The organism is [Mycobacterium] manitobense, from assembly GCF_025821665.1.
Classification (GTDB): Bacteria; Actinomycetota; Actinomycetes; order Mycobacteriales; family Mycobacteriaceae; genus Mycobacterium; species Mycobacterium arseniciresistens.
The window spans coordinates 1-12,565 of the sequence record NZ_JACKSJ010000092.1 but is presented as its reverse complement, the minus strand read 5'-3'; the positions used below and the strand labels follow the sequence as shown (position 1 = coordinate 12,565).

Genomic DNA, 12,565 nt, shown 5'->3' with positions numbered 1-12,565 from the left:
TCACCGGCCGAAACGGNCCGCGGAGCCCTGCTCGGCGCGGTCGAACGCCGCCGCCGCGGCCACGGCTGCGTCCGCCCAGTCCCGTAGCGCCGTCACCAGGCCCGCCGCCCTGGCCGCGAGCACCGCAGGCACCGCCGACTGCCCGACGTCGGACCCGCGAAGAGCCTCGACATCCATTGTCGGCCAACGGAAGCCGCCGAGCTCATCGGCGGCGCGCCGCACGGAATCGGCCGACGCCCGCAGCCGGCCCGGATCGACCTCGGTGTGTCCCCCCATGCCTCATGCTGACAGATTCCGGGTGGGCGGCGCCGACGTTATCCACAGGGGCCGCGCCGCCTGCACGGACACCCGTCGGCGCCCGGACCAGTGCGATCGTCGCGCAGCCGTGACAATCGGTGACGGCAGTGTCAACGCCAGTCGCCGCGGGGCGCGTTCGACGCCTTGCCCGCATGTACCGCACGGCACCCCGTAAGCTCGAGAGTGTGCAGCGACGAATCATGGGCATTGAAACCGAATTCGGCGTGACCTGCACGTTCCACGGCCATCGCCGGCTCAGTCCGGACGAGGTCGCCCGGTATCTGTTCCGCCGGGTGGTGTCGTGGGGCCGCAGTTCCAACGTCTTCCTGCGCAACGGCGCGCGCCTGTACCTCGACGTGGGCAGCCACCCCGAGTACGCCACCGCCGAATGCGACAACCTCACCCAACTGGTGACCCACGACCGTGCCGGCGAGCGGGTGCTCGAGGACCTGCTCATCGACGCCGAACAGCGGCTGGCCGACGAGGGCATCGGCGGCGACATCTACCTGTTCAAGAACAACACCGACTCGGCGGGCAACTCCTACGGCTGCCACGAGAACTACCTGATCGTGCGCGCCGGCGAGTTCTCCCGCATCTCCGACGTGCTGCTGCCGTTCCTGGTGACACGCCAGCTGATCTGCGGCGCGGGCAAGGTGCTGCAGACGCCGAAGGCCGCGACGTTCTGCCTCAGCCAGCGCGCCGAACACATCTGGGAGGGCGTGTCGAGCGCGACCACCCGCAGCAGGCCGATCATCAACACCCGCGACGAGCCGCACGCCGACGCCGAGAAGTACCGCAGGCTGCACGTCATCGTCGGCGACTCCAACATGTGCGAGTCCAGCACCATGCTCAAGGTGGGCACCGCGTCGCTGGTGCTCGAGATGATCGAGGCCGGCGTTCCGTTCCGCGACTTCTCACTGGACAACCCGATCCGCGCCATCCGCGAGGTCAGCCATGACCTGACCGGGCGGCGGCCGGTGCGGCTGGCCGGCGGGCGTCAGGCCAGCGCCCTGGACATCCAGCGCGAGTACTACGCCCGGGCCGTCGAGTACCTGCAGACCCGCGAGCCGGACTCCCAGATCGAGCAGGTCGTCGACCTGTGGGGCCGCCAGCTCGACGCGGTGGAGAGCCAGGACTTCGCCAAGGTCGACACCGAGATCGACTGGGTGATCAAGCGCAAGCTGTTCCAGCGCTACCAGGACCGCTACGACATGGAGCTGTCCGACCCGAAGATCAGCCAGCTCGACCTCGCGTACCACGACATCAAACGCGGCCGCGGCGTGTTCGACCTGCTGCAGCGCAAGGGCCTGGCCACCCGGATCACCACCGACGAGGACATCGAGGCGGCGGTGGACACCCCACCGCAGACCACCCGGGCCAAGCTGCGCGGCGAGTTCATCAGCGCGGCACAGGAAGCCGGCCGTGACTTCACCGTCGACTGGGTGCACCTCAAGCTCAACGACCAGGCTCAGCGCACGGTGCTGTGCAAGGACCCGTTCCGGTCGGTCGACGAGAGGGTCAAGCGCCTCATCGCCAGCATGTAGGGCGCCGAGCGGCTGCGCGGAGCACTCGCTTCGTTCTGCTCGCGGCCCCGCCGGTGCGAGGAAACGGACATCACAAGCCCTAGGCTTGACGGCGTGGCGACCTCCAAAGTCGAACGATTGATGAACCTCGTGATCGCGCTGCTGTCGACCCGCACCTTCATCACGGCCGACCGCATCCGTCAGGTGGTCGCCGGTTATGCCGACAGCCCCAGCGACGAGGCCTTTGCGCGGATGTTCGAGCGGGACAAGAACGAGCTGCGCGACCTCGGCATCCCGTTGGAGACCGGCCGCGTCTCCCAGTTCGACCCCACCGAGGGGTACCGCATCAACCGCGACGCCTACGCGCTGCCCGCCGTCGAGCTCAGCGCCGACGAGGCGGCGGCCGTCGCGGTCGCCACCCAGCTGTGGGAGTCGCCCGAGCTGATCACCGCCACGCAGGGCGCACTGCTCAAACTGCGGGCGGCCGGCGCCGACGTCGACGTCGCCGACGGCGTGGCCATCACCTCCACCGCGGCGCTGCCGGGTCTGCGCGGATCAGAGGAGGTGCTCGGGGTGCTACTGGCCGCCATCGACGCCGGCCGGGCCGTGCAGTTCGGCCATCGGCCGTCGCGCAGCGAGCCCTACACCACCCGCACCGTCGAGCCGTGGGGTGTGCTGACCTACCGCGGTCGCTGGTATCTCGTCGGCCACGACCGCGATCGCGACGCCACCCGCACCTTCCGGCTGTCGCGGATCGGCGCCGAGGTCACCGCCATCGGCCCGGCCGGCGCCGTCCGCATGCCCGACGGCGTGGACCTGCGCGACATCGTGCACCGGGCGGTGGCCGAATGGCCCACCGGAGGGCAGGCCAGGGTGTGGGTGGCCGACGGCCGCGCCACCGCGCTGCGCAGGCAGGCCACCGTGATCGGGCCCCGCACGCTGGCCGGCCGCCCCGGCGAGGAGATCGCCGTCGACATCGGCATGACCGACCGGCTGGCCCGCGAGATCGCCAGCTTCGGCGCCGATGCCGTTGCGCTGGAGCCGGAGTCGCTGCGCGAGGACGTGCTGGCCCGGCTACGCGCACACGCCGAGAGCGGAGTGACGTCATGAGCGCCGTCTCGACGCGGCTGGTGCGGCTGCTCAACATGGTCCCGTACTTCCAGGCCAACCCGCGGATCACCTACGCGGAGGCCGCATCCGACCTCGGTGTCTCCGTCGGGCAGCTCCGTGAGGACATCAACCAGCTGTGGATGTGCGGTCTGCCCGGCTACGGCCCCGGCGACCTCATCGACTTCGAATTCTCCGGCGACACCATCGAAGTGACCTTCTCCGCGGGCATCGACCATCCGCTGCGGCTGACCTCCCCGGAGGCGACCGGCGTGCTGGTGGCGCTGCGGGCACTGGTCGACGTGCCCGGCATGGTCGACCCCGAGGCGGCGCGCAGCGCGATCGCCAAGATCGAGTCGGCAGCCGGCGCCGCCGGTCACGACATCGGCGACGCGGTGACCGCCGTCGACGAGCGTGCCCCGGCGGAGAGCGAGGCGGCCGCCGCGGTGCGCGCCGCCGTGCGCAACGCCCGCGCGCTGAGCATCGAGTACTACTCCGCCTCCCATGACGTGTTGACCAGCCGCGTCGTCGATCCCATCCGGGTGGTGCTCGTCGGCGACAACAGCTACCTGGAGGCGTGGTGCCGGTCGGCCGAAGGCGTCCGGCTGTTCCGCTTCGACCGCATCGTCGAGGCCCGCGTACTCGACGAGCCCGCGGCGCCGCCGCCGCCCGCGGTCGAGGCGGGGCCCGACACCTCGCTGTTCGACCCCGACACCGCCGATCCGGCGCTGCCGTCGGCGACGCTGCTCGTCGACCGGTCCGCGTCGTGGATGTTCGACTACTACCCGTTGCGGGTGGTGCGCGAGCTGCCCGACGGCGCCTGCGAAGCCGCGATGACCTACGCGTCCGACGCGTGGATGGCCCGCTTCGTGCTCGGCTTCGGGCCGGCGGTGCGTGTGCTCGCCCCGGAGGCGCTTGCCCGCCGGGTCCAGGAATCGGCGACCGCGGCGCTGCGCGCCTACGAGGACGGCGACGCAGGCGGGTAGACTCGGCCCAGACTTTGGAGGTGACCAACATGGGCGGTCTACAACCCTGGCACTGGGTAATCGTCATCGCGGTGTTCGTGCTGCTCTTCGGCGCCAAGAAGCTGCCGGATGCAGCACGCTCGCTGGGCAAGTCGATGCGGATCTTCAAGTCGGAGATCAAGGAGATGCAGGCCGACGGCAAGACCGAGCCGAAGCCCGAGACGCCCGGCCCGGCCACGCCGATCGCCTCCGAGCGCGTCGACGTCGCCGACCCGGCACCGGCCGCCGAACCGTCGTCCGACAAGCGCCCGGCCTGACCCCACCGTTTCCGTGTGACGCGGCCCGGCGCCGCGGTCGTCAGGCTGTGCTCATAGGTCGCATCCACTAGGCAGGCCGTTGCAGACCCCTCCGATTCTCAGGAAGCTCGATCCGCGCCGCCGGCGCGCCCGAGCCAATCCCGACGGCACCATGTCGTTGGTCGAACACCTCGCCGAACTGCGCAACCGTCTGCTCATCGCGGCCGCCGCGGTGGTGCTGACGACGATCCTCGGGTTCTTCTGGTACACCCACGGCATCTTCGGCATGCACAGCCTCGGCGAATGGTTGCGCGGCCCCTACTGTGCGCTGCCCGACTACGCGCGTGCCGACATCACCCCCGGCGGCGGGTGCCGCCTGCTGGCGACGGGGCCCTTCGACCAGTTCATGCTCCGCCTCAAGGTGGCCCTGATGGCCGGCATCGTGCTGGCCTGTCCGGTGTGGCTGCACCAGGTGTGGGCGTTCATCACCCCGGGGCTCTACAAGAACGAGCGCCGGTTCGCGACCGCGTTCGTGGCCATCGGCGCGCTGCTGTTCATCGGTGGCGCGGTGCTGGCCTACGTGGTGCTGGCCACGGCACTGGGCTTCCTGCTCACCGTCGGCAGCGACGTGCAGGTCACCGCGCTGTCCGGCGACCAGTACTTCGGTTTCCTGATCAACCTGCTGCTGGTGTTCGGAATCAGCTTCGAATTCCCGCTGCTGATCATCATGCTCAACCTGATCGGCGTCCTCACCTACGAGCGGCTCAAGGCGTGGCGCCGGGGCATGATCTTCGGGCTGTTCGTCTTCGCCGCGTTCGCCACGCCCGGGTCTGATCCGTTCACGATGCTCGCACTGGCCGGTGCGCTGACCGTGCTCCTGGAGCTGGCCATCCAGGTGGCCCGCATCCACGACAGGCGCAAGGCGAAGCGCGAAGCGCTCGAGGACGTTCCCGAAGACGAGGCCGCGCCGATCGGCGCCGCCGATCCGATCGAGGCGCCGTCGGCGGTGCCGTCGCCCTCCCGGGTCACGATCGATGACGAATCCACCTGAGTCGGCGGCGACCGAACTCGCCGACTTCACCGCAGCGCTGCCGTTCGCGCTCGACGACTTCCAGCTGCGGGCCTGCCGGGCGCTGGAGAACGGTCACGGTGTGCTGGTGTGCGCGCCGACCGGCGCGGGCAAGACGGTCGTCGGTGAGTTCGCCGTGCACCTCGCGCTGGCCGCGGGCCGGAAGTGCTTCTACACCACGCCGATCAAGGCGCTGAGCAATCAGAAGCACACCGATCTGGTGGCGCGGTACGGCGCGGCGCGCATCGGGCTGCTCACCGGCGACCAGTCGATCAACGGTGACGCCGACGTGGTGGTGATGACCACCGAGGTGCTGCGCAACATGCTCTACGCCGATTCGCCGGCATTGCGCGGACTGGCGTTCGTCGTGATGGACGAGGTGCACTTCCTCGCCGACCGGATGCGCGGGGCGGTGTGGGAGGAGGTGATCCTGCACCTGCCCGACGACGTCCGGCTGGTCAGCCTGTCGGCCACCGTCAGCAACGCCGAGGAGTTCGGCGGCTGGATCCAGACGGTGCGCGGCGACACCACCGTGGTGGTCGACGAGCACCGGCCGGTGCCGCTGTGGCAGCACGTGCTGGTCGGCAAGCGGCTGTTCGACCTGTTCGACTACCGCGCCCACGACCCGTCCGCCCGTGGCCGCGAACTCGTGGTCGATCCGGAGTTGTTGCGCCACATCGCCCATCGCAGGGAGGCCGACCGGCTCTCGGACTGGCAGCCGCGGGGGCGCGGCGGCCGGTCGTCGCACCGGGGCCGGTCGGTGGGTGCCCGGCCGCCGAGCAGGCCCGACGTGCTCGCCGCGCTCGACCGTGAGGGCCTGCTGCCCGCGATCACGTTCATCTTCTCCCGCGCCGGCTGCGACGCCGCGGTCAAGCAGTGCCTGCGCTCCCCGCTGCGGCTGACCGACGACAAGGAACGGGCCCGCATCGCCGAGATCGTCGAGCGTCGCTGCGCCGACCTGCCCGAGGACGACCTGATCGTGCTCGATTACCACGAATGGCGCGAAGGCCTGCTGCGTGGCCTCGCCGCCCACCACGCCGGGATGCTTCCGGTGTTCCGGCACACCGTGGAGGAGCTGTTCACCGCCGGGCTGGTCAAGGCGGTGTTCGCCACGGAGACCCTGGCGCTGGGCATCAACATGCCCGCCCGCACCGTGGTGCTCGAGCGGCTGGTGAAGTTCAACGGCGAGCAGCACATGCCGTTGACCCCGGGGGAGTACACCCAGCTGACGGGGCGTGCGGGCCGGCGCGGCATCGACGTCGAGGGCCACGCGGTGGTGCTGTGGCATTCGCACGACGACATGGCGGAACCGGCCGAGATCGCCGGACTGGCCTCCACCCGCACGTTCCCGCTGCGCAGTTCGTTCGCGCCCTCCTACAACATGACGATCAACCTTGTCCAGCACATGGGCCCGGAACAGGCCCACCAGCTCCTCGAGCAGTCGTTCGCCCAGTACCAGGCGGACCGCTCGGTGGTGGGGCTGCGCCGGGGCGTCGAGCGCGGTGAGCGGCTGCTCGACGAGATCGCCGCCGAGCTGGGCGGGCGCGACGCGCCGATGCTGGACTACGCGCGGTTGCGGGCCCAGATCTCGACCCGGGAGCGCGCGCAGTCGCGGGCCTCGCGGCTGCACCGGCGCAAGGCCGTCAACGACGCGCTGGCCGCGTTGCGCCGCGGCGACATCATCAACATCGCGCAGGGCCGCCGCGGCGGGCTGGCCGTGGTCCTCGAACCGGACCGCGACAGCGACGACCCGCGACCGCTGGTGCTCACCGAACACCGCTGGGCGGGCAGGATCTCCTCGGCCGACTACACCGGGGCGTCGACCACCGTGGGGTCGATGGCGTTGCCCAAGCGCGTCGAGCACCGCAACCCGCGGGCACGCCGGGACCTGGCCTCGGCGCTGCGCTCGGCGGCCGCAGGCCTGGATCTGCCGTCGCACCGAAGGCGGGGCGGTGCGGCGGAGGAACGCGACGTCGATCCAGAGCTGCCCGGGCTGCGGGAACGGCTGCGCAACCACCCCGCGCACCACGCGCCCGACCGTGAGGACAAGATCCGTCTCGCCGAGCGGTATCTGCGCATCGAACGTGACAACGCCGAGATCCAGAAGAAGGTGGCCGCCGCCACCAATTCGCTGGCCCGGACGTTCGACAGGATCGTGACCCTGCTCGCCGAACGTGGCTACATCGAGACGGCGGACGACGGTGACCCGAAGGCCACCGACGACGGCCGGCTGCTCGCCCGGATCTACAGCGAGAGTGACCTTTTGGTGGCCGAGTGCCTGCGCGGCGGCATCTGGGAGGGCCTCGGGCCAGCCGAACTCGCCGCGGTGCTGTCCACGGTGCTCTACGAATCGCGGGGCGACACACCCGGCGCGCCAGCGGGTCTGGAGGCGCCGACGGCCGCGCTGCGGCGTGCACTGGCGCGGACCAGGCGTACGTCGGCGGAGTTGCGGGCCGAGGAGCAGCGGCACCGGATCGGGCCCAGCCGCGAACCGGACGACGGGTTCGTCGCCGCGGTGTACCGGTGGGCCACCACCGGCGATCTCACGACCGCGCTGGCCGCATCAGACGTCGCGGGCAGCGGGTCGCCGTTGTCGGCAGGCGATTTCGTCCGGTGGTGCCGTCAGGTCCTCGACCTCCTCGACCAGGTGCGCAACGCGGCGCCGACGGCGGCGATGCGCACGGCGGCGAAACGCGCCATCAACGACATTCGACGCGGCGTCGTGGCAGTTGATGCGGGGTAGTGTGTTGCCAGCCGACCCAGGACCTGACCGCAGGATCCACCTCAGGACGACCAAGGAGAGACGATGAGCGGACCGCAGGGTTCCGACCCCTCGCAGCCGTGGCAGGGCCAGCAACCGGAGGCCGGCAGCGATCAGCCCTCGGGTGATCCGTCGAGCGCATCGTGGCAGCCCTCGGGCGCGAGCGGTGACCAGTCCACGTCACAGCAGCCGTCGTGGCAGCCGCAGGCCGCTGACGAGTCGACCACCCAGGTGCCCAGCTGGCAGCAGCCGCCGCCGGCCTACGGTCAGCAGCAGTATCCGCAGTATCAGCAGCCGGGCCAGGAGCAGCCGACCTATCAGGCGCCGCAGCAGCCGCAGTACCCGTCCACCGAGCAGTACGGGCAGTACGGACAGCAGCCGGGGCAGCAGTACGGCCAGCAGCCGCAGTACGGCCAGCAGCCGGGACAGTACGGGCAGACCGGTCAGCAGCCGCAGTACGGCCAGCCCCAGTACGGGCAGCCGGGCCAGTACGGCCAGCAGCCCGACCAGTACAACCAGTACGGGCAGTACCAGGCGCCCGGCTCGGAGTCCGGGTCGAAGAGTTCGCTGAAACTGATTCTCGGCGTCGTCGGCGGGCTGGTGGCGATCCTCGTCATCGCCGTGCTGGTGACGGCCCTGTGGCTGCCGGGCTGGGCGGTCACCACCAAGCTCGACGTCAACGCCGCGCAGTCGGGTGTGGAGCAGATCCTCACCGACGAGGAGAACGGCTACGGCGCCAAGAACGTGCAGGACGTCGTCTGCAACGACGGCCAGAGCCCCGAGGTCAAGCAGGGCGCGACGTTCGACTGCGACGTCAGCATCGACGGCACCAAGCGCACCGTGACGGTGACGTTCCAGGACGACGACGGAACCTACGAGGTCGGCAGGCCCCGCTAGTCCGGCAGCTCGTCGAGCGCCTTCTGCAGGCGCCCGACCGATGAGGTGACGCCCAGTTCGCCGGCCAGGTCGGCGACCTTGCGCGGATGGACGGCGGCCAGCGGCAGCGTGTCGGACTCGGTGGTGAAGGTGACAGGCGCGTCGTGGGCCACCCGCACCACCGGGCCGGCGGCCTCGATGTAGTCCGTCGCCGCGAGCAGCTTCTTGCGGTAGGCCTTGCTCATCTTCGACTTCGGGTCGTCGGCGGCGGCCACGATCGCCTCCAGCGAGCCGTACTGCGCGAGCAGGGTGGCCGCCGTCTTCTCGCCGACGCCCGGCACGCCGGGCAGACCGTCGGACGGGTCGCCGCGCAGCAGTGCCAGCTCGGCGTACGCAGGGCCGGCCCGCTCGACCGGCACGTGGTACTGGTCGGCGACCTCCGCCGGGCCGAACATCGAGGCCTTGGACATGCCGCGGCCCAGGTAGAGCACCCTGACCTGGACGGGGTCGTCGGCGACCAGTTGCAGGAGGTCGCGGTCCCCGCTGACCACGACGACCCGGTCCTTGCGTTCGCGGGCGGCGAGGGTGCCCAGCACGTCGTCGGCCTCGTATCCGGGCGCGCCGGCGGTGGCGATGCCGAACGCGTCGAGCACCGCCATGATCATGTCCACCTGCGGGGTCAGCTCGTCGGGCACCTCCTCGACGTCGGGGGTGCCGGCCGGTTCGGCCTCGGCGACGCGATGCGCCTTGTACGACGGGATCAGGTCCACCCGCCACTGCGGGCGCCAGTCGTCGTCGCGGCACACCACCAGCCGGCCCGGCCGTTCGCGGCCGATCAGCATCGCCACCGCGTCGAGGAAACCGCGCAGCGCGTTGACCGGCCTGCCGTCGGGCGCGGTGATCGACGACGGCAGCGCGAAGTACGACCGGAACCACATGCTGGCCCCGTCGAGCAGCAGCAGCGGCCCGCTCATCGTGCACTCTCGAACACGTAGGCGCCGCTGGTGACCGGCCGGTCGCCGTTGCCTTCGTCGTAGAGCACCACCCTGGCCGCGACCAGACCGTCGGTGCCGGTCATGGCTTCGGACTCGGCGCGGAACGGCCCGGCCGTGCCGCGCGCCATGAACATGACGTGTGACGACGCGCCCTGCAGCCGGCCGGTGCCCGCCAGCCGGGCCGCCGCGTCGGTGGCCGCCGTCTCGAGCAGCGCGAACTGGGGCCCGATGTGCAGGGCGGCGTCCGGCGAGGCCACATCGGCCGAGAGTTCGGGCAGCGCCCAGTGCCCGTCGGGCCTGCGGTGCCCGCCGAACACCTGCCACAGCGGGGGCAGGTCCGGCGAGTCGACCACCTCGATGTTGTCCACCTCCATCTTCTGCAGCCCCTCCGGCGGGACGCCGATGCTGACGCCCTGGCCCTCGATCAGTGCCAGCACCCGGTCCGGCCGGTCGGCGTCGACGATCTTGGCCCGGCTGTAACCCATCTGCCTGCCGCGCCGCAACTCCTCGGACACCACCTCGAAGCGGCGGACGTCGCGGCCGGGGTCGACGACCTGGCACGAGTGCACGACGGGATTGGGCACCGCCTCGAGGTCGGACATGTGCCCGCTCTCGGGCGCCGCGATCGACAGCACCGCCAGCAGCAGGCCGCCGGTGGGATTGCGCATGTCGTGGCGCACCGCGACGGTGTCGTCGACGTCCCGCGGATCCATGGTCGCGTACTGCCTGCCGATGTAGCGGTAGCTGAGCAGGCCGCCCCAGCGCCGCCGCAACTCCTCGGCGTACTCGTGACTGTCGGTGAGTTCGCGGATGTCGCGCAGCATTCGGCTCACACTACTGGCGGCGATTAGCCTTTCAGCCATGAGTTCCGCCCGTTTCGATTCCGATGTGTACGCCCGCCGACTGGCCGCCGCCGCGGAGGCGACCGCCGAGGCCGGGCTGGCCGGCCTGGTCATCACCCCCGGCTACGACCTGCGCTATCTGACGGGGTCGCGGGCGCAGACCTTCGAGCGGCTGACCGCACTGGTGGTGCCCGCGGCCGGAGGGCAGGGGTCGCCGACTGTGGTGGTGCCGCGGCTCGAGCTGGCCGCGCTCAGGGAGTCCGCGGTCACCGAACTCGGCGTGGCCGTGCGCGACTGGGTGGACGGCGACGACCCCTACCGGCTGGTGGCCGAGGCGCTCGGCGGGGCGCCTGCCGCCACCGCGGTCACCGACGCGATGCCCGCCCTGCACCTGCTGCCGCTGGCCGGGGTGCTCGGCGTGGTCCCGGTGCTTGCCACCGATGTGCTGCGGCGGCTGCGGATGGTCAAGGACGCCGCCGAGATCGACGCGCTGCGCACGGCCGGCGCAGCGATCGACCGGGTGCACGAGCGGGTGCCCGAGTTCCTGGTGCCGGGCCGCACCGAGGCCGACGTGGCGGCGGACATCGCGAAAGCGATTGTCGACGAGGGACATTCGGAGGTCGCGTTCATCATCGTCGGCTCGGGCCCGCACGGCGCCGACCCGCACCACGAATGCTCGGACCGCGAACTGCGGGCCGGTGACATCGTGGTCGTCGACATCGGTGGACCGGTCGAGCCGGGATACAACTCGGACTCCACCCGGACCTACAGCATCGGCGAGCCGGATCCCGAGGTGGCCCGGCGCTACGCGGTGCTGCAGCGGGCACAGCGCGCCGCCGTGCAGGCCGTCCGCCCCGGGGTGACCGCCGAGCAGGTCGACGCCGCGGCCCGAGACGTGCTGGCCGCCGAGGGTCTGGCCGAGGCGTTCGTGCACCGCACCGGGCACGGCATCGGCCTGTCGGTGCACGAGGAGCCCTACGTGGTGGCCGGTAACGACCTGCCGCTCGAACCCGGGATGGCGTTCAGCGTCGAACCGGGCATCTACTTCCCGGGGCAGTGGGGCGCCCGCATCGAGGACATCGTGATCGTCACCGACGACGGCGTGCTGCCGGTTAACAGCAGACCGCACGAGCTGATCGTGGTGCCGGCCGGTCCTGCGGCGACGGTGTGACGCGCGAGGTCCGGCTCGCTAGTCCTCGCCGCGGTCGAGCAGGTCGGAGGAGCCGAGTACCCGCTCGACCCGTACCTCGATGACCACCCTGCGCGGATTCACCCGCGGCGTGCGGTAGCGCTGGGCGTAGCGCAGTTCCGCGTCGCGCACCGCCTCGGGGTCGGTGTTGACGGCGGACTTGCCCTCCAGCGACAGCCACCGCGCGCCGTCGACCTGACTGAGCACGGCCGCGCCGCGCTGGTCGGCGTTCACCGCCTTCTGAGAGCCGCCGGTGGTGATGACACGCGCGATGTGGGTCTTGGGGTCGAAGGTGAAGCCGACCGCCACCACGTGCGGCGAGTTGTCCGCCCGCAGCGTGGTCAGCATGGCGAGATGGCGTTCGGTGAGGAACGCGATCGCGTCGTTGGTGAGCCGGGTCGTTGCCTTCGCCATCAACGCCCACGCTAGCGCAGGACATAATCGCAGCTGTGAAAGACACGGCCGACACGGCTGACAGGCTCGCACCCGGCGTCGTCGTCGTCTTCGGCGGCCGCAGCGAGATCGGCACCGAACTCGCCGTGCGGCTGGCCCCCGGCGCCACGGTGGTGCTGGCGGCCCGCGGCCCGGAGCGACTGGGCGAGCAGGTGGCGGCGGTGCGGGCCGCGGGTGCGCAGGCGGTGCACA

12 protein-coding genes and 1 pseudogene are annotated in these 12,565 nt (G+C 71.1%); 9 read left to right on the top strand and 4 right to left on the bottom strand.

Annotation, left to right across the window (positions count from 1 at the left end):
- A complete protein-coding gene (locus H7I41_RS30465) occupies nucleotides 1-276 on the bottom strand; it encodes a DUF7162 family protein (protein WP_443735554.1) in 276 nt (91 codons plus the stop codon).
- 206 nt (nucleotides 277-482) lie between these two features.
- Here H7I41_RS30465 and pafA point away from each other — a divergent pair, with 206 nt between their 5' ends.
- The 7 genes from pafA to H7I41_RS11715 all read left to right on the top strand — a co-directional run bounded on the left by pafA (nucleotide 483) and on the right by H7I41_RS11715 (nucleotide 8,915).
- Nucleotides 483-1,841, top strand: a complete 1,359-nt coding sequence (gene pafA, locus H7I41_RS11745; protein ID WP_264012757.1) for a Pup--protein ligase — start codon at nucleotides 483-485, stop codon at nucleotides 1,839-1,841.
- 93 nt (nucleotides 1,842-1,934) lie between these two features.
- Complete coding sequence (locus H7I41_RS11740; protein ID WP_264012756.1) at nucleotides 1,935-2,930, top strand: helix-turn-helix transcriptional regulator; 996 nt, start codon at nucleotides 1,935-1,937, stop codon at nucleotides 2,928-2,930.
- On the top strand, nucleotides 2,927-3,913 hold the full coding sequence (locus tag H7I41_RS11735; RefSeq protein ID WP_264012755.1) for a helix-turn-helix transcriptional regulator: 987 nt from the start codon (nucleotides 2,927-2,929) through the stop codon (nucleotides 3,911-3,913). Before H7I41_RS11740 ends, H7I41_RS11735 begins: the two co-directional genes overlap by 4 nt.
- A 29-nt stretch (nucleotides 3,914-3,942) precedes the next feature.
- Nucleotides 3,943-4,209, top strand: coding sequence for a Sec-independent protein translocase subunit TatA (tatA, locus tag H7I41_RS11730; protein ID WP_264012754.1), 267 nt, complete (start codon nucleotides 3,943-3,945; stop codon nucleotides 4,207-4,209).
- A gap of 79 nt (nucleotides 4,210-4,288) precedes the next feature.
- Entirely contained in the window at nucleotides 4,289-5,239 is a 951-nt protein-coding gene (gene tatC, locus H7I41_RS11725) for a twin-arginine translocase subunit TatC (protein ID WP_264012753.1), read from the top strand.
- Nucleotides 5,223-8,000 carry a DEAD/DEAH box helicase gene (locus tag H7I41_RS11720; protein WP_264012752.1) on the top strand — a complete coding sequence of 926 codons (2,778 nt, stop codon included), beginning with the start codon at nucleotides 5,223-5,225 and terminating at the stop codon, nucleotides 7,998-8,000. Before tatC ends, H7I41_RS11720 begins: the two co-directional genes overlap by 17 nt.
- Nucleotides 8,001-8,063: 63 nt before the next feature.
- The gene (locus H7I41_RS11715) at nucleotides 8,064-8,915 is read left to right on the top strand and encodes a DUF4333 domain-containing protein (protein ID WP_264012751.1); all 852 of its coding nucleotides are present in this window, start codon (nucleotides 8,064-8,066) and stop codon (nucleotides 8,913-8,915) included.
- Here the strand turns inward: H7I41_RS11715 and H7I41_RS11710 are convergent.
- Nucleotides 8,912-9,868 carry a 5'-3' exonuclease gene (locus H7I41_RS11710; protein ID WP_264012750.1) on the bottom strand — a complete coding sequence of 319 codons (957 nt, stop codon included), beginning with the start codon at nucleotides 9,866-9,868 and terminating at the stop codon, nucleotides 8,912-8,914. The genes H7I41_RS11715 and H7I41_RS11710 overlap by 4 nt on opposite strands.
- A complete protein-coding gene (locus tag H7I41_RS11705; RefSeq protein ID WP_264012749.1) occupies nucleotides 9,865-10,713 on the bottom strand; it encodes a hypothetical protein in 849 nt (282 codons plus the stop codon). Before H7I41_RS11705 ends, H7I41_RS11710 begins: the two co-directional genes overlap by 4 nt.
- Nucleotides 10,714-10,750: 37 nt before the next feature.
- On the opposite strand from H7I41_RS11705, the gene H7I41_RS11700 reads away from it, so the two are divergent.
- A complete protein-coding gene (locus tag H7I41_RS11700; RefSeq protein ID WP_264012748.1) occupies nucleotides 10,751-11,902 on the top strand; it encodes a M24 family metallopeptidase in 1,152 nt (383 codons plus the stop codon).
- Nucleotides 11,903-11,920: 18 nt separating this feature from the next.
- Here H7I41_RS11700 and H7I41_RS11695 read toward each other — a convergent pair whose 3' ends face one another.
- On the bottom strand, nucleotides 11,921-12,334 hold the full coding sequence (locus H7I41_RS11695; protein WP_264012747.1) for a F420-dependent biliverdin reductase: 414 nt from the start codon (nucleotides 12,332-12,334) through the stop codon (nucleotides 11,921-11,923).
- 35 nt (nucleotides 12,335-12,369) lie between these two features.
- Between H7I41_RS11695 and H7I41_RS11690 the strand changes: the two are divergent.
- Nucleotides 12,370-12,565: pseudogene (locus H7I41_RS11690) on the top strand (oxidoreductase); the annotation flags it as partial.